Origin of the sequence: Arthrobacter sp. SRS-W-1-2016, assembly GCF_002009585.1 — a bacterium.
In the GTDB taxonomy this organism is placed as follows: domain Bacteria; phylum Actinomycetota; class Actinomycetes; order Actinomycetales; family Micrococcaceae; genus Arthrobacter; species Arthrobacter bambusae_A.
The window spans coordinates 51,752-77,451 of the sequence record NZ_MTPV01000061.1; the positions used below are offsets into that span (position 1 = coordinate 51,752).

21 protein-coding genes are annotated in these 25,700 nt (G+C 65.5%); 16 read left to right on the plus strand and 5 right to left on the minus strand.

The window, feature by feature from the left end; translation table 11 throughout:
- Window positions 1-58 precede the first annotated feature (58 nt).
- The 7 genes from BMF89_RS15425 (at window position 59) to BMF89_RS15455 (ending at window position 8,493) form a co-directional block, all read left to right on the plus strand.
- Complete coding sequence (locus BMF89_RS15425; protein WP_078107988.1) at window positions 59-1,213, plus strand: ABC transporter substrate-binding protein; 1,155 nt, start codon at window positions 59-61, stop codon at window positions 1,211-1,213.
- Window positions 1,214-1,322: 109 nt separating this feature from the next.
- Window positions 1,323-2,060, plus strand: coding sequence for an ABC transporter ATP-binding protein (locus tag BMF89_RS15430; RefSeq protein ID WP_078107989.1), 738 nt, complete (start codon window positions 1,323-1,325; stop codon window positions 2,058-2,060).
- Window positions 2,050-3,000: an ABC transporter permease gene (locus BMF89_RS15435; RefSeq protein ID WP_078107990.1), complete on the plus strand. Its 951-nt coding sequence runs from the start codon at window positions 2,050-2,052 to the stop codon at window positions 2,998-3,000. Before BMF89_RS15430 ends, BMF89_RS15435 begins: the two co-directional genes overlap by 11 nt.
- A gap of 77 nt (window positions 3,001-3,077) precedes the next feature.
- Window positions 3,078-4,118 (plus strand): LLM class flavin-dependent oxidoreductase, encoded by a 1,041-nt coding sequence (locus tag BMF89_RS15440; protein ID WP_078107991.1) that lies wholly within the window; start codon window positions 3,078-3,080, stop codon window positions 4,116-4,118.
- A 79-nt stretch (window positions 4,119-4,197) separates the two neighbouring features.
- A complete protein-coding gene (gene cobA / locus BMF89_RS15445) occupies window positions 4,198-5,454 on the plus strand; it encodes a uroporphyrinogen-III C-methyltransferase (protein WP_078107992.1) in 1,257 nt (418 codons plus the stop codon).
- Between the two features lie 98 nt (window positions 5,455-5,552).
- On the plus strand, window positions 5,553-7,019 hold the full coding sequence (locus BMF89_RS15450) for an FAD-dependent oxidoreductase (protein WP_078107993.1): 1,467 nt from the start codon (window positions 5,553-5,555) through the stop codon (window positions 7,017-7,019).
- Between the two features lie 94 nt (window positions 7,020-7,113).
- Window positions 7,114-8,493, plus strand: coding sequence for an MBL fold metallo-hydrolase (locus BMF89_RS15455; protein WP_078107994.1), 1,380 nt, complete (start codon window positions 7,114-7,116; stop codon window positions 8,491-8,493).
- A gap of 125 nt (window positions 8,494-8,618) precedes the next feature.
- Here BMF89_RS15455 and BMF89_RS15460 read toward each other — a convergent pair whose 3' ends face one another.
- From BMF89_RS15460 to BMF89_RS15470, 3 genes are all read right to left on the minus strand, one after another.
- Complete coding sequence (locus tag BMF89_RS15460) at window positions 8,619-9,299, minus strand: FadR/GntR family transcriptional regulator (RefSeq protein WP_078107995.1); 681 nt, start codon at window positions 9,297-9,299, stop codon at window positions 8,619-8,621.
- Window positions 9,296-10,561: an MFS transporter gene (locus BMF89_RS15465; protein ID WP_078107996.1), complete on the minus strand. Its 1,266-nt coding sequence runs from the start codon at window positions 10,559-10,561 to the stop codon at window positions 9,296-9,298. Before BMF89_RS15465 ends, BMF89_RS15460 begins: the two co-directional genes overlap by 4 nt.
- Before the next feature lie 184 nt (window positions 10,562-10,745).
- A complete protein-coding gene (locus tag BMF89_RS15470; RefSeq protein ID WP_078107997.1) occupies window positions 10,746-12,188 on the minus strand; it encodes a PucR family transcriptional regulator in 1,443 nt (480 codons plus the stop codon).
- A gap of 144 nt (window positions 12,189-12,332) precedes the next feature.
- Between BMF89_RS15470 and BMF89_RS15475 the strand changes: the two genes are divergently transcribed.
- Window positions 12,333-13,763: a gamma-aminobutyraldehyde dehydrogenase gene (locus tag BMF89_RS15475; protein WP_078107998.1), complete on the plus strand. Its 1,431-nt coding sequence runs from the start codon at window positions 12,333-12,335 to the stop codon at window positions 13,761-13,763.
- A gap of 58 nt (window positions 13,764-13,821) precedes the next feature.
- A complete protein-coding gene (gabT, locus tag BMF89_RS15480; protein ID WP_078107999.1) occupies window positions 13,822-15,177 on the plus strand; it encodes a 4-aminobutyrate--2-oxoglutarate transaminase in 1,356 nt (451 codons plus the stop codon).
- Between the two features lie 153 nt (window positions 15,178-15,330).
- Here gabT and rarD read toward each other — a convergent pair whose 3' ends face one another.
- A complete protein-coding gene (gene rarD / locus BMF89_RS15485; RefSeq protein ID WP_253190847.1) occupies window positions 15,331-16,227 on the minus strand; it encodes an EamA family transporter RarD in 897 nt (298 codons plus the stop codon).
- A 291-nt stretch (window positions 16,228-16,518) separates the two neighbouring features.
- On the opposite strand from rarD, the gene BMF89_RS15490 reads away from it, so the two are divergent.
- Window positions 16,519-17,952 (plus strand): FAD-dependent oxidoreductase, encoded by a 1,434-nt coding sequence (locus tag BMF89_RS15490; RefSeq protein ID WP_078108001.1) that lies wholly within the window; start codon window positions 16,519-16,521, stop codon window positions 17,950-17,952.
- A gap of 100 nt (window positions 17,953-18,052) precedes the next feature.
- Here the strand turns inward: BMF89_RS15490 and BMF89_RS15495 are convergent, their stop codons facing one another.
- Window positions 18,053-18,784, minus strand: a complete 732-nt coding sequence (locus tag BMF89_RS15495; protein WP_078108002.1) for a GntR family transcriptional regulator — start codon at window positions 18,782-18,784, stop codon at window positions 18,053-18,055.
- Between the two features lie 162 nt (window positions 18,785-18,946).
- On the opposite strand from BMF89_RS15495, the gene BMF89_RS15500 reads away from it, so the two are divergent.
- The 6 genes from BMF89_RS15500 (at window position 18,947) to BMF89_RS15525 (ending at window position 25,692) form a co-directional block, all read left to right on the plus strand.
- Window positions 18,947-20,329, plus strand: a complete 1,383-nt coding sequence (locus tag BMF89_RS15500) for an MFS transporter (RefSeq protein WP_078108003.1) — start codon at window positions 18,947-18,949, stop codon at window positions 20,327-20,329.
- Window positions 20,326-21,360 (plus strand): L-idonate 5-dehydrogenase, encoded by a 1,035-nt coding sequence (locus tag BMF89_RS15505; RefSeq protein WP_078108004.1) that lies wholly within the window; start codon window positions 20,326-20,328, stop codon window positions 21,358-21,360. Before BMF89_RS15500 ends, BMF89_RS15505 begins: the two co-directional genes overlap by 4 nt.
- A 67-nt stretch (window positions 21,361-21,427) precedes the next feature.
- Complete coding sequence (gene manD, locus BMF89_RS15510) at window positions 21,428-22,639, plus strand: D-mannonate dehydratase ManD (RefSeq protein ID WP_078108005.1); 1,212 nt, start codon at window positions 21,428-21,430, stop codon at window positions 22,637-22,639.
- A 59-nt stretch (window positions 22,640-22,698) separates the two neighbouring features.
- On the plus strand, window positions 22,699-23,640 hold the full coding sequence (locus BMF89_RS15515; protein ID WP_078108006.1) for a PfkB family carbohydrate kinase: 942 nt from the start codon (window positions 22,699-22,701) through the stop codon (window positions 23,638-23,640).
- Entirely contained in the window at window positions 23,633-24,265 is a 633-nt protein-coding gene (gene eda, locus BMF89_RS15520) for a bifunctional 4-hydroxy-2-oxoglutarate aldolase/2-dehydro-3-deoxy-phosphogluconate aldolase (RefSeq protein ID WP_078108007.1), read from the plus strand. Before BMF89_RS15515 ends, eda begins: the two co-directional genes overlap by 8 nt.
- A 62-nt stretch (window positions 24,266-24,327) precedes the next feature.
- Window positions 24,328-25,692 carry a GAF domain-containing protein gene (locus BMF89_RS15525; protein ID WP_078108008.1) on the plus strand — a complete coding sequence of 455 codons (1,365 nt, stop codon included), beginning with the start codon at window positions 24,328-24,330 and terminating at the stop codon, window positions 25,690-25,692.
- The last annotated feature ends 8 nt before the right edge of the window (window positions 25,693-25,700 follow it).

The following is a 25,700-nucleotide window of genomic DNA, read 5'->3' on the forward strand; positions in this document are numbered from 1 at the left end:
TGTCGCAGGGCCTGATAAACGCCCTGCCCCTTCCGCAACGCATCCCAAGGATTCCCCCATGTCAAACACCACAGAACCCACGCCGCCCGCCTCGGACCCGGGAACCACCCGCATCGTCGCCGGCGAAACCAACAAGCCCAAGCGCCGCCGCGCGCTCGAGATCGGCATCGCCGTCGGACTCGTCCTGCTGATCGGTGCCGGCGCCGCCGTCGCATCGGTGGTGGCCAAGAACAACGAAACCCAGGCAGCCGCGGCAACGACGCCCGCCGCTGAACTTCGGCTCGGCTACTTCGGCAACGTCACCCACGCTCCCGCGCTGGTGGGCGTCAGCAAGGGGATCATCGCCGGCAAGCTCGGCAGCACCAAGCTCACTCCCCAGATCTTCAACGCCGGACCCGCCGCGATCGAGGCCCTGAACGCCGGAGCGATCGACGCCGCCTACCTCGGGCCCAACCCGGCCATCAACTCCTTCGTCCAGAGCAAGGGCGCCTCCATCAGCATCATCGCGGGTGCTGCCTCCGGGGGTGCGCAGCTCGTGGTGAAGCCCGGCATCAACAGCGCCGCGGACCTCAAGGGCAAGACCCTCGCGTCACCACAACTCGGCGGCACCCAGGACGTGGCACTGCGCGCCTGGCTGGGCAAGCAAGGTCTGAAGAGCAACCCGAACGGCGGGGGCGACGTCGCCATCAACCCCACCGACAACGCCCAGACCCTCAAGCTCTTCCAGGACGGAAAGCTCGACGGCGCGTGGTTGCCAGAGCCTTGGGCCTCGCGTCTGGTGCTCCAAGCCGGCGGGAAGGTCCTCGTGGACGAGAAGGACCTCTGGGATAAGGGTGCGTTCCCCACCACCATCCTGATCGTGAGCAAGAAGTTCGCCGCCGAGCACCCGCAGACGGTAACGGCCCTGCTCCAGGGCCACGAAGCCTCCGTCAACTGGCTCAACACCGCCTCGGCGGCCGACAAGGCCACCGCGATCAACGCCGCCCTGAAGGCGACCGCCGGAAGTACGCTGCCGGCCGACGTCATCGACCGCTCCTTGAAGAACATCACCTTCACCGTGGACCCGCTCGCCGGAACCTACAAGAAACTCCTCCAGGACGGGGTCGACGCCGGCATCACCAAACCGGCCGACATCAACGGCATCTTCGACCTCCGCGCCCTCAACAGCGTGACCGGGCAGAAGACCTCGGCCGCAGGACTGGGCCAAGACTGAACTGCCAAGACCCAACTGACTCGCAGTTGTTGTCGTTTTGAGGCCTCATAACGACAACGACTGCCAGTCAGTTGGGAATTCAACAACGAAACGAACGAAGGACGGGACCATGCCAGTCGTACTGGAACACCTGGGTAAACGCTTCGGCGACGGAGCCCCGGTGCTGGACGACGTCAACGCCACCATCCAGCAAGGCGAGTTCGTCGCCTTGCTCGGTGCGTCCGGCTGCGGCAAATCCACCCTGCTGAACATCCTCGCGGGGCTGGACCAGCCGACGTCGGGCGCCCTGGAGGTGCCCAGCGACGGTGCCGCCTTCATGTTCCAGGATTCAGCGCTGTTTCCATGGCTTACTGCCCGCGGCAACATCGAACTCGCGCTGAAACTCGCCGACAAGTCCGGCAGCCTGAGCAAAGCGTCGCGTTCTGCCCGTGCAGGCGAGCTGTTGGACCTCGTCCATTTGGGTGGCGCGGGGGACAAGCGCCCGCACGAGCTCTCCGGCGGCATGCGCCAACGCGTCGCCCTGGCCCGCGCGTTGGCGCAGGACCGGCAGCTGTTGCTCATGGACGAACCGTTCGCTGCCCTCGACGCCATCACCCGCGACCTTCTGCACGACGAGCTTGAGCGGATCTGGAAGGAAACCGGCCGCACCATCGTGTTCGTGACGCACAACGTGCGCGAAGCCGTCAGGCTCGGTCAGCGTGTCCTGCTGCTGTCCTCCCGTCCGGGACGGGTCGTTGCCGAGTGGAACGTCACCGAGGAACACCGGACCGACGCCGGCCGTGCCGGGGAGCTGACTGGAACCATTACCCGCCGCCTGCGCGAGGAGATCCGCCGCCATGCCAATTGAACAAGAGACCCGGCTTGCAGAAGGCGAGGCCGCCGAGCAAGCTCAGCAGTCCCGCCACATCACGTCGCCGTCCCTGAAGGGAAACCCGGACGAACTCCGGGACCTTGAGGCCGGCCTGGACAAGCTGCAGTCGGATGCCCACCGCAAGGCGCGCATCGACTGGGCCCGTATTGTCCTCCCGATTGCGGCGCTCTTGGTCCTGATCCTCGCGTGGCAGTTCTATGTCTCCCTTGGTTTCAAGCGCCGCGACCAGGTTCCCGGACCGCTCGACGTCCTGGGCCAGTTCGGTTCTTTGTGGGCCGAAGGCAAAGCCCAGGAAGCCATCTGGACCTCACTTCAGCGCGGCGTGATTGGATTCCTCATCAGCGTCGCCGTGGCCACCCCGGTGGGCTTGCTCCTCGCCCAGGTGCAGCCACTGCGCCGTGCCTTCGGACCGCTCATTTCCGGGCTCCAGGTGCTGCCGTCGGTGGCGTGGGTTCCCGCTGCCATCATCTGGTTCGGGCTCTCGGACGGCACGGTGTACTTTGTCGTCCTCATGGGTGCCATCCCGTCCATCATCAACGGGCTGATTTCCGGCGTCGACCAGATCCCGCCGCAATACCGGAGCGTCGGGAAGGTACTCGGTGCCTCGCGATTGCAGATGGCCTTGCAGATTGTGCTGCCGGCGGCCCTTCCCGGGTACCTTGGCGGGCTCAAGCAGGGCTGGGCCTTCTCCTGGCGCTCGCTCATGGCCGCCGAAATCATCGCGGTGGGCGGCACCATCGGCTTCGGACTCGGTTCGCTCCTGGACCAGGGCCGCACCCTGTCGGACATGGCCACGGTCATGTCCGCCATCCTGGCGATCCTCTTTGTGGGCATCCTGATCGAGCTCGTTGTCTTCGCCCCGATTGAGCGCCGCCTCCTGCTCCGCCGCGGCCTGCTGGCCGGAAGCACGCGCTAACCCGCGCGGAGCACGCGCTAACACGCGGGCAGCACGCGCTAAGGAATTCCCCGGCCCACACCGTGGTTGATGCGGGCATGAAACGAATCGGTTTTCTTTCCTTCGGCCACTGGGGACCCGTCCAAGGATCGCGCACTCCTTCGGCCGGCGACGCCTTGCTCCAGGGGATCGACCTTGCGGTTGCGGCCGAGGAACTGGGCATCAACGGGGCTTTCTTCCGCGTGCACCACTTTGCCCGCCAACAAGCCTCGCCGTTCCCCTTGTTGGCGGCCATCGCGGCGCGGACCAGCCGGATCGAGATGGGCACGGGCGTGATCGACATGCGCTACGAAAACCCGCTTTACATGGCCGAAGAAGCAGCGGCCACGGACCTCATCAGCCAAGGCAGGCTCCAATTGGGCATCAGCCGTGGTTCACCCGAGCCGGCCCTGCACGGCGCCCGGTACTTTGGCTACGCGCCCGCCGAGGGTGAGGACGACTCCGCGATGGCCCGCCGCCACACCGCCGTTTTCCGGCACGCTATCGCAGGCCACGGAGTAGCCGAAGCTGATCCCTCCTTCATGGGCGGCGGCCGTGGCCTCCTGCCGATCCAGCCGACGTCGCCCGGGCTGCCGCGACGGATCTGGTGGGGCGCCGGCACCCGCAAGACCGCCGTCTGGGCCGCGGAACAAGGGATGAACCTCATGAGCTCCACCCTGCTCACCGAGGACACCGGAGTTCCCTTCGACCAGCTCCAGGCCGAACAGATCAGCATGTTCCGGGAGGCATGGGCGGCAGCCGGACACGGTTTCGAGCCCCGTGTTTCGGTCAGCCGCAGCATCATTCCCGTGGTGGATGCCGAAGACGAACACTATTTCGGGCTCCGCGCGCAGGTGGATAACCGCGACCAAGTGGGCATGCTCGACGGTGCCCTGTCGCGGTTCGGCAAGAGTTACGTCGGCCCGCCCGATGCCTTGGCCGAGGAACTCGCGCAGGACGCCGCGGTCCAGGCAGCGGACACCGTACTCGTTACCGTGCCCAACCAACTCGGTGTGGAGTACAACATCAAGCTGCTGGGCAACATCGCCAAATACGTGGCTCCGGCGATCGGATGGGAGGCGCCCGGCGCTCAGGCGTAATGTGACGCCGGGTTACCTAGCGTGAACTGGTGTTTCCGGACCTTTGAAGCATGTTACGGCCCGGCCCTACAGTTTTTTCATGGCAATACAGGACATCTACCCCACAGCCCTGCGGCTGCTTGGCCGCCCGGTGCTGGTGGTGGGCGGCGGACCCGTGGCTGCCCGACGCGCCAAGGGACTGCTCGACGCCGGCGCCCGGGTGACCGTGGTGGCCCCCGTTGCCTCTGACGCGCTCCGCGAACTTGCCGCCTCCGGCCTGCTCACCTGGGAGCCGCGCACCTACCTTTCCTCCGACGTCGACGGCGTGTGGTTCGTCCAGACTGCCACCGGTGTTGCCGCTGTGGACGCCCAAGTAGCCGCCGACGCCGAAGCGCAGCGCATCTGGTGCGTCAACGCCTCGGACCACGAATCGTCGGCAGCCTGGACGCCCGCCGTCGCCGTCGTCGACGACGTCAAGATCGCCATCAATGCCGGGGGAGACCCGCGCCGCGCCATGGCCTTGCGCGACGCGGTTGCCACCGCGCTTGAGACGGGAGACTTGCCGCTCCGCCGTCGTCGTGCGTCCACCGGAAGCGTCGCGCTCGTAGGCGGAGGGCCCGGCGACTCCGGACTCATCACCGTCCGCGGCCGCCGTCTGCTGGGCCAGGCCGACGTCGTCGTTGCGGACCGCCTCGGACCGCGTGATTTGCTGCAGGAGCTCGCTCCGGACGTCCGCGTGATCGAGGTCGGCAAGACACCCGGCCACCACCCCGTGCCGCAACTCGAGATCAACCGGATCCTTGTGGAGGAAGCCCTGGCCGGCCACCGGGTGGTGCGGCTCAAGGGCGGTGACCCCTACGTCCTGGGCCGCGGCGGCGAGGAAGCCGAATTTTGCCGGCAGAACGGCGTCGAGGTTGAAGTGGTTCCGGGCGTGACCTCGGCGATCTCAGTGCCGGCCGCAGCGGGTATTCCCGTGACGCACCGAGGACTCGCGAAGGGCTTCAGCGTGGTGACCGGCCACGAGGAACTCTCCGAGGTCCCGGCCCGACCGGACCACACCGTGATCCTGCTCATGGGCGTCGCCAAACTCCGCGAATCCGCCGCGGCCCTCGCGGAATCCGGAATGCCCCTGGACACGCCAGTAGGTATCGTAGAGAACGGCTACATGCCCGAACAGCGCGTCACGATCGGCACTTTGGCAACCATCGCCGAGCAAGCCGAGGCCACCGGCGTCGCAAATCCCGCAGTGATTGTGATCGGCGATGTTGTGCGTGTCAGCCCGTTTGCCCCCGAACATTTCAAGACCGCTGACTACAGCACACTGACCCCCAACAAGCCCCGCGTCGTTACCCCTTAGCCCCTCACCCAACTAGCTCGCAGTAGGTGTCGTTATGAGCCTTCAAAACGACAACAATTGCGAGCCAGTTGGGAAGCACACTGAAAAGGAACACAGCCGTGTCATCTAGCACCACCGTAGGAACCGCCGCACGTCCGCTGCGCGTCGCCGTCGTCGGCTCCGGCCCGGCCGGCGTCTACGCAGCTGACATCCTGACCAAGAGCGAGGCCGTCAAGAGCGGCGAGCTGACGGTCAGCATCGACCTCTTCGACCGCTACCCGGCCCCCTACGGCCTGATCCGCTACGGCGTCGCTCCGGACCACCCCCGCATCAAGGGCATCGTGAACGCCCTGCACAAGGTCCTGGACCGCGGGGACATCCGCTTCTTCGGCAACGTCGACTACGGCACGGACATCTCCATCGAAGACCTCCGCACCCACTACGACGCCGTGGTCTTCGCCACCGGCGCCATCAAGGACGCGGACCTGAACATCCCGGGCATCGAACTGGAAGGCTCCTTCGGCGGCGCCGACTTCGTCTCCTGGTACGACGGGCACCCCGACGTTTCCCGCGAATGGCCTCTCGACGCCAGCTCGGTGGCCGTGCTCGGCAACGGCAACGTGGCACTCGACGTTGCCCGGGTCCTCTCCAAGCACGCCGACGACCTCCTCGTGACCGAAATTCCGGATAACGTCTACGCCGGGCTCAAGGCTTCCCCGGTGACCGATGTGCATGTCTTCGGTCGCCGCGGTCCGGCGCAGGTGAAGTTCACTCCGCTGGAGCTCCGCGAGCTGTCCCACTCCAAGGACGTGGACATCATCCTCTACGCCGAGGACTTCGAGTTCGACGAAGAGTCGGACCGCCAGATCCAGACGAACAACCAGACCAAGACCATGGTGGGCACGCTCACCAACTGGATCGCCGAGCAGCCCGAGGACCTCTCCGAGCTCAAGGCATCCCGCCGGCTGCACCTGCACTTCCTGCACAGCCCGGTGGAAATCGTGGATTCCGCAGAGACCCCGGGCAAGGTTGCCGCGATCAAGTTCGAGCGCACCGAGCTGGACGGCACAGGCAACGCGCGTGGTACCGGCGAGATCGTCGACTACCCGGTCCAGGCCGTGTACCGCGCGATCGGCTACTTCGGTTCCGCACTGCCGGACGTTGAGTTCGACCACAAGCGCGGGGTCGTCGCGAACGACGGCGGCCGCGTGCTGGACGCTTCCGGCGAGCACGTTCCCGGCCTCTACGCCACGGGATGGATCAAGCGTGGCCCCGTCGGCCTCATCGGCCACACCAAGGGCGACGCACTGGAGACGGTCACGTACCTCTTGGAAGACCGTGAAAACCTGCCGTTTGCCGCCGTTCCCGAGGCGGACGCCGTCGTCGAGCTCCTGGACGCCCGCGGTGTGAAGTTCACCAGCTGGGAAGGTTGGCTGGCCCTGGACGCCCACGAGCTCGCTCTGGGTGCCGCAGCGTCCGACGCCGGCACCTCGCACGGCGTCGAGGTCCAGCGCGAACGCATCAAGGTTGTGCCGCGTGAGGACATGGTGGATATCTCCCGCGACGGCGTGGCTGCCCAGGTCTAAATCTCCAACGCGGGGTCACTTAGCGCCCATCCGGAGCATCGGAATGGGCGCTAAGTGACCCCGCGTTGCGCGTTATCGGGGCTAAACTTTCCGCATGGACGTCGTCGTCGTCGAAACGACCCAATTGGGGGACCGCAGCTACCTCGTTCACGACGGCACGGTGGCGCTCGTGATCGACCCCCAGCGTGACACCGACCGCGTCGAAACAGCGGCCCGCGCTGCGGGAGTGGCCATCACGCATGTCGCTGAGACCCACCTCCACAACGACTACCTCACCGGCGGGCTCATCCTTGCCCGTGACCACAACGCCCGCTACCTGGTGAATGCGGCGGACAACGTAGCGTTTGAGCGGGAGCCGGTTGTCCCGGGGCAAGCGTTCAAGGTAGGCAGACTTTCAGTCAAGCCCGTGGCCACGCCGGGCCACACGCACACACACCTGGCCTACGTCGTTTCGGACCCCGACGCCGGCACTGGCGTCCGGCTAGCCGTGTTCTCGGGTGGCAGCCTGCTTTACGGCTCTGTGGGCCGGACGGATTTGATCGGCCCGGAGGAGACCGCCGGACTGGCCCATGATCAGTACGCCTCGGTCCGGCGGCTCGTCGCTGAGGCAACCCCCGACGCGATCCTGTATCCCACCCATGGCTTCGGTTCGTTCTGCTCCATCGGTCCCGCGAGCAGGATCCCCGCATCGACGATCGGGGAGCAGGCCGCAACCAACCATGCGCTCACTGACCCGGACGAAGACCACTTTGTCAGGCACCTCCTGGCGAATGTCTCGGCCTACCCGAGCTACTACGCGCATATGAGCCCGCTCAATGCACTCGGTCCGGGCCCGGCGATACTCGACATGCCGGAATCCGTGGAACCCGCCGAACTGGAGCGCAGGCTCGAGGCCGGGGAATGGGTGGTGGACCTGCGCAACCGGGTCGCGTTCGCCGCGAGCCACCTGCGTGGCAGCGTGGCCTTTGAATACGGGACGGGATCGAGCTTCACGAGCTACCTCGGTTGGGTCCTGCCATGGAACCAGCCGCTGACCCTGCTGGGTGCCCATGCCGACGTCGAAAAGGCCATCCGCGACCTCGCAAGGATCGGATTCGACTCCCCTGATGCCGCCGTCGGCGTGGATCCCGGGGCTCTGGCACCCGGCGCGTTGTTGGTGCAGTATCCGATCACCGACTGGGCCGGGCTGATGCGGGACCGGGCGCCGGGCGAAACGGTGCTGGACGTGCGCCGTACCGAGGAATTTTCCGCCTCACACGTCCAAGGCGCGGCGAATGTTCCGTTGCACGAGCTTTTGCACCGTGTGGACGAATTGCCGACGGCCAGGATCTGGGTGCATTGCACTTCCGGTTATCGGGCAAGCGTCGCCGCAAGCCTGTTGCATCGTGCAGGCCGCGACGTGGTTCTCATCGACGCGCCCTTCCGCGAGGCAGCTGATGCCGGCGTCGAGCTGACGGGCGCCGCTTCAGGCTAGATCCCGGGGCCGCCGCGGACGCTCGCTCACCTTTGGGGTATTTCCTGCGGACGCTCGCTCACCTTTGGGGTATTTCCTGCGGACGCTCGCTCACTAGATGTGAGCGGTCGTCCGGGAAAATGGCGTCAGCTGTTGAGCCACTCCGCGGCAAAGTCCAAGTTGCGGTACACGCTCGCGACGGCGGCAGCTTCGTCGCGTGCTTCGATGGCGTCAGCCAGTTCGTCGTGGCCTTCGTGCGGGATGCCGTTGAAGCCGGCCTTGCGTTGCTGGCGCAGCAGATCGTCGTTGAAGACCCCGCCGAAGGAAACATACAACTGGTGCAGCAACGGATTGCCTGAAGCCAGCGCCACCCGTTCGTGGAAATCCCAATCGGCCCGGGCCCAGGCGGGGTAGTCGGCCGCGAGCCAAGCGTCGTGGCGTGCTTGGAGGAGGGCCCGCATGGCGGCGATGTCCTCGGCGGTAGCGTGCTTCGTGGCCAGGCGGGCGGCTTGGGTGTCGAGCCCCACCCGGACTTCGACTACGTGCTCCTGCGTGTGTTCCTTGTACATCCGCTGGGCTGCGCCGGAGATCTCGCTCGTGGCCCGGACATACGTTCCGTCACCCCGGCGGACCTCCAACATGCCGCTGTGGGCCAAAGCTTTGATGGCTTCGCGGAGCGTCCCGCGCGAGACTCCGAGCGAGGCCATGAGCTCCGGCTCGGCCGGAATCTTCTCCTGCAGGGGCCACTCACCGGACTGGATCATGCCGCGCAGTTGCCTGGTGACTTCCTCGGCCAAGGCGGGCCGGTGCGAAGGTGTCAGGCTCATGCAACAGGCCTTGGTCCGGCCTTGATCGGCGTCCGTTTGCTGGTCAGCTGGTGGCCCGTCACCATGAGGGCCAGCGCCACCAAGGCAAGGAGTGCCAAGGGAAGGGTCCAAGCGCCGGTGGCACTGTGGAGCAGTCCCATGCCGAACGGTCCCAACGCCGCGATCAAGTACCCCACGGACTGGGCGACAGTGGACATGGCGGTGGTCTCCGCCGTCGTACGCCCGCTGCGGCTGATGATCACGAGGACCAGGGGGAAGATGCCCAGGCCGAAACCGAACATCACGGCGGGAACCGAGGCGAACGACGTCGGCAGCAGAAGCATTGCGGGGATGGCCAGAAGAGTGGTCCCGCTGCCGAGGTACAGGGCAGGCCGCATCATCCCGGGCCGCGAGCCGATGGCCAACAGGATCATGCCGGCGGCCACGGACACCAGCTGCATGAGGCCGAACTGGAGTCCGCTCTCGGAGGCGCTGAGACCCTGGGTTGTCAGGATGTAGGCAAACCAGCTCATCACGGCATACGCCAGGAGCGCCTGGAGCGTGAAGATGGACGTGATGAGGAATCCCAGCCGGGTGCGCAGGAGCGGCCACATCGACACGTGCTCTTGGCTGGCTTTGCGTGATGAGCGGTGGGTGTGGAGGACCATCGGAAGGAAGCCAAGGAGTGCGGCGACGCCAAGGAGGCCCCATGCCGCCAGGCCCATTGACGGCGACCCTAGCTGCTGGGCCAAGGGGACGCTGACCGCCGCGGCGAAGGTGGCACCGCCGGACATGGTGAACGTGTAGAGGCCGGTCATCATGGACGTCTTACTTGCATAGTGTTCGCGGATGTACGACGGCATGGCCACGTTGCACACCGCCAGGCCGGACATCGCTAGCACTGTTCCGGCGAGGAGGGCACCGGTTGCGGGGACGCTGCGGACCAGGAGCCCGGCGGCCAACATGGCGAGCGCGACGAAGATCGATTTCTCGACGCCGATCCGGCGCGATAGCCACGAGGTACCCAAACCCGCGACGGCGAAGCACAGCAAGGGGATCGACGGAAGAATCGACGCGACGAGCGCCCCGTATCCGAGGAATGCCTGCAAATCGTGGAACAGCGCCGCCGCGCTCGTGATGCCGGCGCGCAGGTTCAGGCCGATGAGGATGACGGCGATGATCCCGACGACGGCGACCACCCTGGATTTCGGCGCGACCGTACCGCCGCTGGTGGGCACAGTTGTTGTTTCCGTTGCGTGGGGAGTCGGGTGAGTTGAGGCCATGCTTAAAGGTTAGACGTTTGATGTTTGGCGCGCGAAGTTTTGTGGCGAATCTCTCTGTGCCGCGGCGGGAGCCCAACTGACTCGCACTTATTGTCGTTTTGGACGCTCATAACGACAACAAATGCGAGTTAGTTGGGGAGGGCCGACGACGGCGGGTGGGGAGGGCCGACGGCGGCAGGGAACCTTAGCGCGGGTTGCGGGCGCCCAGCCGCTGCACCGCCAGGGCGAGCCACAGCTGCACGCGGTCCGGCGTCTGGGCGGGGTCGTAACCGGTGAGGTCCGTGATTTGCGCCAGCCGGTAGCGCACCGTGTTGCGGTGCAGGGTCAGGGCTTCGGCGACGGCGGCCACCGAACCATTGTGGTTGAGGTAGCTTTCCAGGGTTGAAACGAGCTCCGAGCCGTGCGCGGCGTCGAACTTGCGCAGGGGGGTGAGCGCCTCGCTGGCCATGTCCGCCAACGGCACATCCTCGCTCGCCAGCAACAGCGAGGTCAGGCTGAGCCGCTCGGGCTCGTTGACCGGCAGGCCGTGCGCCACGGCGTCGCGCGCTTCGAAGTAGCTCCAACGCACGCCGTTCGGCTTCGTGTACGCGCCGCCGATTCCGATCACCGCGTGGATCCCCGCCTCCAAAAGATGATCACTGAGGTCCTTGGCGAGCGCGCTCGCGGAACTGCCGTCGTCGGGCACTACCGTCACCAGGTCCTTCCCGACGACGGCGGTCACCCCGCCGTCGAGCGACTGCGGAAGCGAGGTGCTCCCGAGTTGCTTGTGATGGGCTGTTGAAACCACCAGCAGCACCACGTTCTTGCGCGTGCTGTTGATTCCGACGCCGGCCAGGCGGCGGGCACCCTCCACCGAGTCCAGGGTGCCGTGGATGACATCGTCCAGTACCTGGCCCGCCAAGGCCCGTTGGCTCTGGCGCTGCTTGACCATGTTGTTGAGTTCCACGCTGATCAGGTTCTGCGCATAACTGACAATCCCGGTGTCCCCGAAGGGTTGCCTGATCCATAGCGTGCAGGCGTCGCGACGGCCTGTCGGGATGGGAAAGGACGCCCAATCGTCAGCCGTCGGCGCGGGTTTGCCAGGCACGCTGTTGTAGAGCTGGGCGCTGAACTGGGTGAGCGCGATATCGGTCCGGAGCATGCTGCCCAACTGCTTGAGCAATTCGCCGAGGCCGCCACCGGTCAGCAGGGCCCGGGCCAGGATCTGGTGGCCGGCGATGAGGCGCTCCAGCTTGGAGTAGTGGTCGGCGGATTGGGAATCGGCCACGAGTTTGCCGATGGCGATGAAAGGGGTCTCGTAGGGGACCTCCACGAGGGGCAGGCCCCAGCGGTTCGCTTCCGCAACGAGGGCGGAGGGCACGGCTTCGTGGGTCAGCCCGGTACCGAAGCCGATGCCGACTGCTCCCGCGCGCTGGACCTGGCGCACGAAACGGCGCTGTTCCGCGGCGCCGTTGAGCCTGAGCCCCGTGGTCAGGATCAGTTCGCCGCCATTGAGGAAGCGTTGGGGATCTTCCTGCTCGGTCACGGCCACCCATCGGATGTCTTCGTTCCAGGTGGTTTCCGCGAGGCCGGCTTTGCGGAGTCGAAGTGAGGGGACGGCGACGAGCGCGGCGAGTGACATTGCCATGCCAAAAAGGATATCCCTGCACTGGTCATTCGCACTAAGTCATGGTGGTCGGGGTGTGCACCTGACTATTCCGCGCTGCGGGGTGCTGGCATAGGCTCGGAGCAGCTGCAACCAATGCCTAGACACCGAAAGAGGTTGTACACCGTGGTCCAAACCTTGCAGAACTTCATCAACGGCGAGTTCGTCACGCCGGCAGGCACCGAACTGCTCGACATCGTGAACCCCACCAACGGAGAGATTGTGGCCCATGCGCCTATCTCCACGGCGGCCGACGTCGATGCCGCCATGAACGCGGCGAAGGAAGCCTTCAAGTCCTGGAAGCATGTCACGCCGGGCCAGCGCCAGCTCATGCTGCTCAAGCTCGCCGACGCCATCGAGGCCAACAGCGATGAGCTCGTTGAGGCACAGCACCGCAACACCGGCCAGGTCCGCGCCCTCATTGCATCCGAGGAAGTTGCCGCCGGTGCAGACCAGCTCCGCTTCTTCGCCGGCGCCGCGCGCATCATGGAAGGCAAGTCCGCAGGCGAATACTTCGAGGGCCACACCTCGTACGTCCGCCGCGAACCGATCGGCGTCGTGGCCCAGGTTGCCCCGTGGAACTACCCGTTCCTCATGGGTATCTGGAAGATCGGCCCAGCCCTCGCCGCAGGCAACACCGTTGTTCTCAAGCCCTCTGACACCACGCCGGAATCCACCTTGGTCCTGGCCCGCCTGGCGGGGGAGATCTTCCCGGCCGGCGTCCTCAACGTGGTCCTCGGCAACGGAGCCACCGGGTCCATGATGGTCGAGCACAAGGTCCCGGGCCTCGTCTCGATCACCGGTTCCGTCCGTGCCGGCATTGCCGTAGCCAGCGGAGCGGCCAAGGGCCTCAAACGTGCCCACCTGGAGCTCGGCGGCAAGGCCCCGGCCATCGTCTTCAAGGACGCCGACATCAAGAAGAGCGCAGCGGCCATCGCCGAATTCGCCTTCTTCAACGCCGGCCAGGACTGCACGGCCATCACCCGCGTGCTGATCGAGGACTCCATCCACGACGACATGGTTGCCGCGATGGTGGAGCACACCAAGACGCTGCACACGGGTTCGCAGAACGACGACGAGAACTACTTCGGCCCGCTCAACAACGTGAACCACTTCAACGCCGTGAACTCGGTAGTGGAGCACCTCCCGGCCAACTGCAAGATCGAAACCGGCGGCCACCGCGCAGGTGAGAAGGGCTTCTTCTTCGAGCCCACCATCATCACCGGCGCCAAGCAGACTGATGACGTCGTCCAGAAGGAAACCTTCGGACCCGTCATCACCGTCCAGAAGTTCACCACCGAGGCCGAGGCACTCGAGCTCGCGAACGACGTCGAATACGCCCTGGCCTCCAGCGTCTGGACCACGGACCATGGCACCGCGATGCGGATGAGCCGCGACCTGGACTTCGGCGCGGTCTGGATCAACACCCACATCCTGCTGACCGCTGAGATGCCCCACGGCGGCTTCAAGCAGTCCGGCTACGGCAAGGACCTGTCCATGTACGGCGTCGAGGACTACACGCGCATCAAGCATGTCATGTCCGCCCTTGATGCCTAACTCAGGCGCCTAGCGCCCGACGCCCACACACGGCAAGCATAAGAAAGAAAGAACCATCATGACCGCAACAGCACATGAAATCACCTACCGCCTGGACCAGAAGCGCAGCATCAACGGCGCCTTCCCCGGCCCCAAGTCGCAGGCCCTGAACGAGCGCCGCGCCGCCGTCGTCGCTGCCGGTGTGTCCTCGGGCGTGCCGGTCTACGTTGAGGATGCCGACGGCGGCATCATCCGCGACGTCGACGGCAACTCCTTCATCGACCTCGGCTCCGGCATCGCCGTCACGAGCGTTGGTGCTTCGGACCCCGCGGTCGTCGCCGCCGTCCAGGACGCTGCAGCGCACTTCACCCACACCTGCTTCATGGTCACCCCGTACGAGGGCTACGTCGCCGTCGCCGAGCAATTGAACCGCCTCACCCCGGGCGACCACGAGAAGCGCACCGTGCTCTTCAACTCGGGCGCCGAAGCAGTGGAGAACGCCGTCAAGGTGGCACGCCTGGCAACCGGCCGTGACGCCGTCGTCGCTTTCGACCACGCCTACCACGGCCGCACCAACCTGACCATGGCGCTCACCGCCAAGGCCATGCCGTACAAGACCAACTTCGGCCCGTTCGCGCCCGAGGTCTACCGCATGCCGATGAGCTACCCGTTCCGCGAGGAAAACCCGGAGATCACCGGTGCCGAGGCCGCCAAGCGCGCCATCACCATGATCGAGAAGCAGATCGGCGGCGACCAGGTTGCCGCGATCATCATCGAACCGATCCAGGGCGAGGGCGGCTTCATCGTTCCCGCCGAGGGCTTCCTGCCGGCACTGTCCGCGTGGGCCAAGGAAAAGGGCATCGTCTTCATTGCCGACGAGGTCCAGTCCGGTTTCTGCCGCACGGGTGAATGGTTCGCCGTCAACCACGAGGGTGTTGTCCCGGACATCATCACCATGGCGAAGGGCATTGCCGGCGGCCTCCCGCTGTCCGCGATCACCGGCCGCGCGGACCTGCTCGACGCCGTCCACCCGGGCGGCCTCGGCGGCACCTACGGTGGCAACCCGGTTGCTTGTGCGGCGGCCCTCGCTGCCATCGGCACCATGGAGCAGCATGACCTCAACGCCCGGGCCCGCCACATCGAGGAAGTCGCACTCGGCCGCTTGCGTGAGCTCGCTTCGGAAGTTCCCGCCATCGGCGACGTCCGCGGCCGCGGCGCCATGCTGGCCATCGAACTGGTACAGGCCGGCTCCAAGGAACCGAACGCGGAACTGACCAAGGCCGTTGCCGCTGCGTGCCTCCAGGAAGGCGTCATCATCCTGACCTGCGGCACCTACGGCAACGTCATCCGTCTGCTGCCGCCGCTGGTCATCAGCGACGAACTGCTCCTGGACGGCCTCGAGGTCCTGGCTGCAGCCATCAAGGCCAACGCTTAGCCGCAACCTCCAGGCGGACATGCCCGCCTCTACGCACCAAGGATGGACATAGTGTGACTATGTCCATCCTTGGCGTTTAACAATGAGCATGTCCATTGGACGTCAATGAGCATGTCCGCTGGCGCTGGGTAGCGCTGGGCAGGTCCGGCGGTCCTAGGCCGCGCTGAGCCGTGCGTTTTTCCTGATGACCGAGTTCTTGCGTGCCGTGCGCAGCATGTCGAGGGTCAGGAGCAGCAGCGCCAGCCACACGATCCCGAAGCCCACCCAGCGGTCCGGCGTCATGGTCTCGTGGAGGACCGCCAAAGCCACGATGAACTGGAGGATCGGCGCGAAGTATTGCAGCAGGCCGATGGTGGTCATGGGCAGGCGGCGTGCGGAGGCACCGAAGAAGAGCAGGGGCACGGCGGTGATGATGCCCGAAGCCGCCAGCAGCCAGAAGTGGCCCGGGCCGTTGCTTCCCAAAGTACCTGCTCCCGTGAGGCCAAGGACAAGCATGGTGGCGCCGGCAACGGGAGCGAGGACCACGGTCTCCACCGTGAGGCTCGTGATGGCATTGACCTTCGGCCCTACGCGCTTCTTCACGAAACCGTAGAGGCCAAAGCTGAACGCCAGGACCAAAGCGATCCACGGCAGCTTTCCATAGGAAACCGTCAGGACGCCGACGGCGATGAATCCGATCACGACGGCGGCCCACTGGAGCGGGCGGAGCGTTTCCTTCAGGACGAACACCCCAAGGAGCACCGACACGAGCGGGTTGATGAAATAGCCGAGCGAAGCTTCGACCGCGTGCCCGGTGGTGACGCCGAAGGTGTACGTCAGCCAGTTGATGGCGATCAGCCCGGCAGCCATCGCGAGCGGTCCGAGGACGGCCCGGTCCCTGAAGGCATTGCCGAGGAGGCGCCACGTCCGGGTGATGGTGATGAGCAGGGCGCAGAAAATGAGCGACCACACCACCCGGTTGGCGACGATTTCCACGGCTCCGGCGGGTTGCAGCACCACGAAGTAGAGCGGAAGCAGGCCCCACAGGCCGTACGCCCCGATACCGAACACGACGCCCGCCGTCGTCTCCTTCTTTGCCGTGGCAGCAGCGGCGGCTGAAGCTGAAGAAGCACTGGTGTTGGACTGGGCAGGCACGGTTTGCTCGGGCGTAGACACAAAGTCAACAACATCACATTTTGCGAGGGTATTCCTGACCGTACGGCCGGAAAGTTTTTGTGATTCTCCTCGCCCGGTTGTGTCACCTCCCGCCACGTACTGCCGCTCCGGCCACAACTGAGAACTAGAATTGGAAACTGCGCGCCCCACTACGCGGGGCGGTTTCCTGTCTCAGAAGGGTTCACGGTGTCCAACTCGGCCGAAACCACCTCAAAACGTCCATTGCGCGTCGCCATTGTCGGCGCAGGACCGGCCGGCGTGTACGCCGCGGATATCCTGACCAAATCGAATGAGGTCAAGGATGGCGACGTCGAGGTCAGTATCGACCTTTTCGAGGCATACCCCGCACCGTACGGCCTGATCCGCTACGGCGTTGCCCCGGACCACCCCCGCATCAAAGGCATCGTCAACGCGCTGCACAAGGTCCTGGACCGCGGAGACATCCGCTTCCTCGGCAACGTGACGTACGGCCGCGACCTCACGCTGCATGACTTCCGCTCTTTCTACGACGCCGTGATCTTCTCCACCGGGGCCATCAAGGACGCGGAGCTGAACATCCCGGGCATCGAGCTTGAAGGCTCCTTCGGCGGAGCCGATTTCGTCTCCTGGTACGACGGCCACCCCGACGTGCCACGCGAATGGCCGCTGGATGCCAAGGAAGTAGCAGTCATAGGGAACGGCAACGTGGCGCTGGACGTGGCCCGCATGCTCTCCAAGCACGCCGATGACCTCCTGGTGACCGAAATCCCGGACAACGTGTATGCGGCCCTCAAGGCTTCCCCGGTCACGGATGTCCACGTCTTCGGCCGGCGCGGTCCAGCCCAGATCAAGTTCACTCCGCTGGAACTGCGCGAGCTCTCGCACTCCAACGACGTGGACATTGTCCTGTACCCGGAAGATTTCGAGTTTGACGAAGCCTCGGACGAGGCCATCCGCAGCAACAACCAGATCAAGACCATGGTCAACACGCTGACCAACTGGCTCGTCGAGGAACATGCCGAAGCTGAGCAGCCCTCGTCCCGGCGGTTGCACCTGCATTTCCTGCACAGCCCGGTGGAGATCGTTTCCGAAGACGGCTCCGGGAAAGTGTCCGGCATCAAGTTCGAGCGCATGCAACTGGACGGCACAGGCAACGCCAAGGGCACCGGCGAGTTCGTGGACTATCCGATCCAGGCCGTGTACCGCGCCATCGGCTACCACGGTTCCCCGCTGGACGAACTTGAGTATGACGCCCGCCGCGGTGTCATTCCGAACGACGGCGGACGGGTGCTGGACGCCGACGGCAAGCCGGTGCCCGGGATCTACGCCACCGGCTGGATCAAGCGCGGACCGGTCGGCCTGATCGGGCACACCAAGGGCGACGCCCTGGAGACCATCGGGTGCCTCCTGGAGGACCGCCTCACCCTGCCCCCGGCCGAAAACCCGGATCCGCAGGCCATCATCAACCTCCTGGAAGAACGGGGCATCGAGTACACCACCTGGGAAGGCTGGAACAAGCTCGATGCGCACGAAGTAGCCCTCGGTGCCGCATGGACCGCCGAAAACCCGGACGCCGGCGTCGTACGCGAACGCATCAAGGTGGTTCCACGTGAGGACATGATCGAGATCTCGCGCGGCTAGCGGCTCGCCGCCGGGTGGCGGCGAAACCGTGGGTGTGGGCCGTAGGCTGCGTTCCGGAACGCAGCCTACGGCCCACTGCCGCGAATTCGATCGTACGACCCTACGCCAGCCGGGCAATGCTCCGGCGGATCGGTCGCGGCGCGGTTCCGTCGGAGAAGAGTTCGGGCGTGGCTGCCTGAATGCGCTTGACGTCGTCGAACACGCCCCGCAGGTGGATACGCAGCGAATGGTCCGCGCCGACGGGATCGTTGGTCTCCAGGGCATCCACGATTGCGGTGTGCTGCTCGATCAAGGTCGACACCGGCCGGGTATCAATGAGGCTCAGCCGTCGTGCACGGTCCAAATGCGCCTTGGCTGAATTGACTGCGGTCCATGCTGTTTCGTGGCCCGCGAGGCGCAGCAGTTCACGGTGGAAGTCCTCGTCCAGCCTGAAGAATTCGTCGACGTCGCCGGCGGCCTCGGCATCCCACTGATCTTTGAGTATTTCGCGCAGGCCTGCGAGCCCGTCGCTATCAACCACCGCGTCCCTCAGGGAGGCACATTCAATGGCTTCCCTGACGAACTGTGCCTCGGAGACCCTGCCGAGGTCCACCAAGGAGACGAAAGAGCCAATCTGCGGAAAGACCTGGACCAGGCCTTCTTCGCGCAACAGAATCAGGCTTTCCCTGACCGGAGTCCTGCTGACTCCCAGCTCCTGGGCCAGTTCGTTTTCGGACAACGGCTCTCCGGGAGGCAACTGGAGGGAAATGATCCGACGCCGGAGGGTGTCCAGGGTCTGGTCCCGCACTGAAAGCCGGGGAGCCTGTTCACTTGCTGGTTTCTTGGTAGCCACATGTCCAGTCTAGTAGCCGTTGACAGACTAGAATGGTAGTGCTTGTATGGTAGTAACAATTCCAGTTCAACCCAGCCTCGCCACGGGGCTGCGCCACAAGGGCTGGCATTCCTCCCGAGAACTCTCCGATTTCACTTTTCATCGCCTGCAAAGGAGCAATTGATGACCGAGAGCATCGCCCCACCCACCGCCGAGCCAGGCACCAGGAACACCCGTGACCTTGCCAAGGTTGCCGTTTCCGGTTGGCTCGGCACGGCCATGGAATTCATGGACTTCCAGCTCTACTCCCTGGCCGCGGCCATCGTCTTCAACAAGATCTTCTTCCCCGAGGTGAGCCCGGTCATCGGCTTGATTGCCGCGATGGCGACCTACGGCGTCGGGTACGTCGCGCGGCTCGTCGGAGCCATCTATTTCGGGCGCATGGGCGACCGGATCGGGCGCAAGAAGGTCCTCTTCATCACCATCGCGCTCATGGGCGCGTCCACCACCCTGATCGGTGTGCTCCCCACCTACGCCATGATCGGTATTTGGGCCCCGATCCTGCTTGTCGCACTGCGCCTTATCCAAGGCTTTGGCGCCGGCGCGGAAATCGCGGGAGCAACGGTGATGCTCGCGGAATACGCATCCGCCCGCCGTCGCGGCCTGATCTCTTCCCTCGTATGCCTCGGAACCAACTCCGGCACGCTTGGCGCGTCGGCGCTTTGGGCGATCCTCGTCGCAGCCCTTCCCCAAGACCAGTTGCTCAGCTGGGGCTGGCGCATTCCGTTCCTCGCCAGTTTCGTGCTGATGATTTTCGCTGTCTGGATCCGCCGCTCCCTCAAAGAGAGCCCGGTGTTCGAGGAGCGCGCTGACGTCGTTGATGGCGTGGCACTTTCCAAGCAGGACATCAAGGAGAACGCAAAGACCCCGGCCACCAGCACTATCGAAGCGGCGCTGCACCAGCGCAAGGGCAAGGCGTTCCTGATCGCGCTCGGCCTCCGATTCGGCCAGGCAGGCAACTCCGGCCTCGTTCAGACATTCCTGGTCGGCTACCTCGCCACGGTTTTGCTGGTGGACAAGAGCGTCGGCACTGCGGCCATCGTTTACGGCTCGCTGCTGGGCTTTGTCACTATCCCGGTCATGGGCCTCCTGGGCGACCGTTTTGGCCGACGTCCCCTATACCTGGTCCTGAGCGCCTTGACCGCATTGTTCGCCATCCCCATGATGCTGATGATCACCAGCGGCAACACTGGCCTCATCACCGTGGCCATGGTGGTCGGACTGAACCTGGGCGTCCTCAGCCTCTTCGCCATGGAGAGCGTCACCATGGCCGAGTTCTTCGGAGCACGCACCCGCTTCACGCAGTTGGCCTTGGCCAAGGAGATCGGCGGCATCCTCGCCACGGCCATCGGCCCGCTGTTGGCCGCAACGCTCACCGCAGTAACCGGTCACTGGTGGCCGCTGGCTGCAATGCTCATCGGGTACTCGCTGATCACCCTGGTGTCCGCCGCGGTCGGGCCTGAAGTCCGTGGCCGTGACATGGTCCGTCTGGAAGACGCCGTATGAAAGCTGTCGTGGTCCACGGAGCCAACGACCTCCGCATCGACGAGCGTCCGGAACCCGTCGCAGGGCACGGCGAGGTGGTGCTCAACGTGGAGTGGGGCGGGATCTGCGGCTCCGACCTGTCCTATTGGAAGCACGGTGCGTCCGGCACCGCGACGCTCAATTCGCCGCTCGTCCTGGGCCACGAGATTGCCGGGTGCATCGCCCAGTTGGGTTCCGGCGTCGAGAATTTCGACGTCGGCCAGCCGGTCACCGTGCACCCCGCGGAACTCGTAGGGGACGGGGTCCTGCCCGTGCGCCTGGCTGGGCGCACCAACCTGTATCCGCACGTCCGGTACTTCGGGTCGGCCGCCTTTGACCCGCACACGGACGGTGGCTTCAGCGAACGGAAGCGCGTCCGGGCATCGCAGCTCAGGTCCCTGCCCGACGGCGTCGACACGTTGCGCGGTGCGCTCGCTGAACCGCTCGCCGTTGCCATGCATGCCGTCGGAAGGGCGGGATCCCTCGCCGGGCGGGACGTCTTGGTGAATGGTGCGGGTCCGATCGGTTCCCTGGTGATTGCTGCTGCCAAGTACGCGGGAGCCAGGACTGTCATCGCGACGGACATCAACGACGCCTCGCTCCGGATCGCGAAGTCCATGGGGGCCGACGAAGTGCGCAATGTCGCAAGCGGCGGCGCGCTTCCCGACGACGTCGAACTGGTTTTTGAGGCCTCCGGGGTTCCAGGCGTGCTCGGCCGCGTCCTTCGCGCCGCAGCGCGTGGCGGAACGGTGGTTCAGGTGGGGAACCTGCCCGGCGCCCCGAGTCCCTCAGCTCTCGGCGACCTTGTGACGCGCGAAATCACATGGATCGGCTCTTATCGTTTCGTCGACGAAATCAGCGATGCCTTGGTGGCCATGGCCAACGGCCTGGATGTCTCACCTGTCATCACGCATAAATTCGCCATTGACCAGGCCGCCGAAGCCATGACGGTTGCCACGGACCCGGCATCCGGCAGCAGCAAAGTCATGCTGCAGCTGAGCCAAGCCAATTAACTCGCAGTAGGTGTCGTTTTGACGGCTCAAAACGACACCTACTGCCACCTACTTGAAGGACCAAGCAGTGAAGATCACCGACGCACGGGTAGTGGTTTCGTCTCCGGGACGAAATTACGTCACGCTCGTTATTGAAACCGAGGACGGCATCACCGGCATCGGCGACGCCACGCTCAACGGCCGCGAACTGGCTGTGGCGTCCTATCTGTCCGAGCACCTCTGCCCGCTGCTGATCGGCCGCGACGCACGCCGCATCGAGGACACCTGGCAGTATTTCTACAAGGGCGCGTACTGGCGCCGCGGCCCGGTGACCATGACCGCGATCGCCGCTGTCGACGTCGCGCTCTGGGACATCAAGGGCAAGGCGGCCGGCATGCCGGTCTATGAGCTCCTGGGCGGGGCGGCCCGCGAAGGCGTCATGGTCTACGGCCACGCCAGCGGATCCAGCCTTGAGGATCTGGAGGCGGACTTCCAGCACCACCTTGACCTCGGCTACAAGGCCATCCGTGCCCAGGCGGCGGTTCCCGGGCTGGAAAAGACGTACGGGATCGCACCCGTCGACGGCAAGACCTACGAACCGGCAAGCGGCAACGTCCCGCAAGAAGACACGTGGGAGACCACGGCGTACCTGGATTTTGCGCCGAAGATGATGGCCCACGTGCGGGAACAGTTCGGTTACGGCATCCACGTGCTCCACGACGTCCACCACCGGCTCACGCCCATTGAGGCAGCCCGGCTTGGTGCCTCGTTGGAGCAGTACCGGCCGTTCTGGATCGAGGATCCGACGCCGGCGGAGGACCAGTCGGCGTTCCGGCTGATCCGCCAGCACACGACGACGCCCATCGCCGTCGGGGAAGTGTTCAACTCCATCTGGGATTGCCAGCAGCTCATCACGGAACGCCTCATCGATTACATCCGCACTTCGGTTTCGCACGCAGGCGGGATCACGCACTTGCGCCGCATTTTCTCCCTTGCGGACCTCTACGGCGTCCGCTCCGGCTCCCACGGCGCCGGCGACCTCTCGCCGGTCTCCTTCGCCGCGGCCCTGCACGTGGACATGAGCATCCCGAACTTCGGCATCCAGGAATACATGGGTCACAGGGATCCGGCAGGCGAGGTGTTCAAGACGTCCTACACTTTCACTGACGGCTACATGCACCCGGGCGACGCTCCCGGCCTCGGGGTGGAGTTCGACGAACAGGCAGCGCTGATGTTCCCCTTCGACCCGAAGTATCTGCCGATCAACCGCCGCCTCGACGGCTCCGTCCACGATTGGTGAGGGCGCGACCGGTGAACACTGCGAACCCGCTCCAAAGGGAGCCCTTCGACGTCGTCGTAATGGGTGAAATCCTCCTCGAGGTCGCCACGGATGTACCCGTTGGACACGGTGTACCGGCGCAGCTCGGCATCTCCGGCGACGCGCTGAATGTCGCTGCGTCGGCCGCCGCGGCGGGCGCCCGCGTGGGGCTGCTGGCCGTACTGGGCGACGACGATCTTGGCCAAGCGATTGCCGCCAGGATCGTCGAGCTCGGCGTTTCCACGGAGTTGCTGAAATTCAGGCCGGGACAGCAGGGCATGTACCTGGTGCACTGCGACCCCGAAGGCCAGCGGGAATTCTCCTACGCCCGCCGCGGCAGCGTTGGATCCACGCTGTGTCCCGACGATGTCGATCCGGCCGTGTTTTCGGCCGCCGGTGCCGTGGCAGCTGGCGGGATCGCCTGCGCCATTTCCAGCACATCGCGCGCGGCCGTCGCCAAAGCTGCGGAACTCTCACCCCGCTTTGTCTTCGACCCCAACTTTCGGCCGCGGCTGACCTCCGTGGAGGAAGCGACGGCGGTCCTCTCCGAACTCGCGCCCCGGGCGTTCCTTGTGACCCCATCCTTCCCCGGGGAAACATCGGCACTCCTTGGATGCGAATCCGCGGAGGATGCCGTCGATAAGCTCCGACGGCTCGGCGCGTTGCACGTCGCGGTGACATGCGGAGCTGACGGCATCCAAGTGGGGAGCGCCACCGGCTCACTGTGGGTTGACGCGATACCGGCGCCTGTCGTCGTGGACCAGACCGGCGCCGGTGACGCCTTCGTGGGAACAATGACCGCCCGGATCGTGCTCGGTGACGAGCTGACGACGGCGGCCCGCTACGGTGCCGCGGCCGCCTCCCTTGTGGTGGGTGGCAAGGGCGGAACCGGTTTCGTGCCGACGTTTGAGCAAACGCAGGCGCACAGCATCATCGACAACCACGGGCTGGACGGCCTGAGAAACGAGATCCACCATGGCTGACGCCACCCATATCCTGAAGGCTTCCCCTGTGATTCCCGTAGTCACCATCGATGATCCCCGCCGTGCTGTGCCGGTGGCCCGCGCCCTGGCCGACGGCGGGGTCCGGATCATCGAGCTGACGCTCCGCACGGACAGTGCCCTCGATTCGCTCAAACTCATCGCAGAGGAAGTGCCGGACATCCTGCTCGGTGCTGGAACAGTCCTCACCCCCGGCCAGGCCGATGCGGCAGTGGCCGCGGGCGCCCAGTTCCTGGTCAGTCCGGGTGTCACACCCGCCCTGCTGGGGCACATGCTCACCCTTGACCTTCCGGTACTCCCTGGCGTCGCCACCGTCGGGGAAATCATGGCGCTTTTGGAGCAGGGACTCCAGGCGATGAAGTTCTTCCCTGCGGGCCCGGCCGGCGGCCCCGACTACGTGGCTGCCATCGGAGCGCCCGTCCCGCAGGTCACGTTCTGTCCTACAGGGGGCATCAGCCTGGCGTCAGCGCCCGAATACCTGAAGCTAGCGAATGTCTCTTGCGTCGGAGGCAGCTGGCTGACACCCCGCGGTGCTATCGAAAACGGCAATTGGCAGTTCATCACCGAACTCGCTCAACAGGCTGCCGCTCTCGCTGTCGCCCCATAGGCAAAGCCGTGCGACGCAACTAGACTGGCCCGTACTGTGCTGCGTCCGGTTTTGGGAGTTCGATGAAGAATCCGATCCATCCGGCAGCTTCGGTCTCCGACCCCGCCGAGCTGCTGCAGCATCACGCTCGGGCAGGGCACGAGCAACTGGAATCGTGGCGTTATGGTCTCCGGGACGCCACGGAGCTTCCAGGCCTGCGCAAGCTGATCAAGGAATCCTGGCAGCGATCCGCGCAGCTCAAAGCGAACCCGGACCAACCCGAGGCGCCGCTGGTCATCGACCTCGACGAACTCGAGGAATACCGCCGGCAGCACCCCCTGGCCACCATCATGCCCGTCATCCAGAAGCTCCTCATCCAGCCCAGCTATGAGAGCGGCCTGCTGGTCGCCGTGGGGGATGAGCTGGGCCGCTTGCTGTGGGTGGACGGTAATCCCGCGATGCGGCGCCGCGCCGAAGGCATGATGTTCGTGGCCGGCGCGGACTGGTCCGAAGCCGCGGTCGGCACGAGTGCGCCGGGCACGGCGCTCGCGTTGGGCCGCGGCATCCAGATTTCCGGCGCCGAGCATTACAAACGCTCCGTCCACCCCTGGAGCTGCACCGCGGTTCCGTTCCACGACCCTGACTCGGGGGCCCTGCTCGGCGTCGTCGACATCACCGGCACGGAAGCCGCCGTCGCACCCCACACGCTTTCCCTCGTCGAGGCAACTGTGGCGGCCGCGCAGGCGCAATTGCGCGTGGAGAGGCTCCAGCTCGCGGCCACTAAGCACTCTGCGCCTGCCCGACGCCGGAACTCGCCTCCCGCCGCCGGCTCGCGCCAGGGGACCGGACTATACCGGAACAGCCTCCAGCTGCTGGGCCGGGACCAGGCCTTGTTGAGCATGGGAGGACGCAGTATTCCACTGTCCGCGAGGCACAGCGAGATCCTTGCGTTGCTAGGTACCCGTCCCGAGGGACTCAGCGCCGAGGAACTCGCCCTGGCCCTGTATCCGGGGGACGGCTCGAGCGTGACATTGCGCGCCGAAATGGTGCGCTTGCGGAAGGTTCTCCACGAGCTCGACCCCGCCGCGGTCCCGGAATCCCGCCCGTACCGGCTCCCGATCGACCTCGGCCAGGATGCTGCCCAGGTGCTGTCCTGCCTGCAGCGGGGCGCCCACCGCATCGCGCTGGAGATCTACAAAGGCGCGGTCCTTCCGCATTCGGAAGCACCCGGCATTGTCGAACTCCGCGAGAAGGTATCGGCGCTGTTGCGCGAGGCGGTTCTGAACGACGGCAGTGCCGAGGCGCTGCTCAAGTATGCCGGGCTGCCTGAGGCGAAGGACGACGTCGACGTCCGGCGTGCCGCCCTCAGGCTCCTGCCGCCGCGCTCGCCGAAGCGGGCCGCCGTCGTCGCCGAACTTGAACGCCTGGAAACCGAACTGTCGGCCTGACGCGGGCC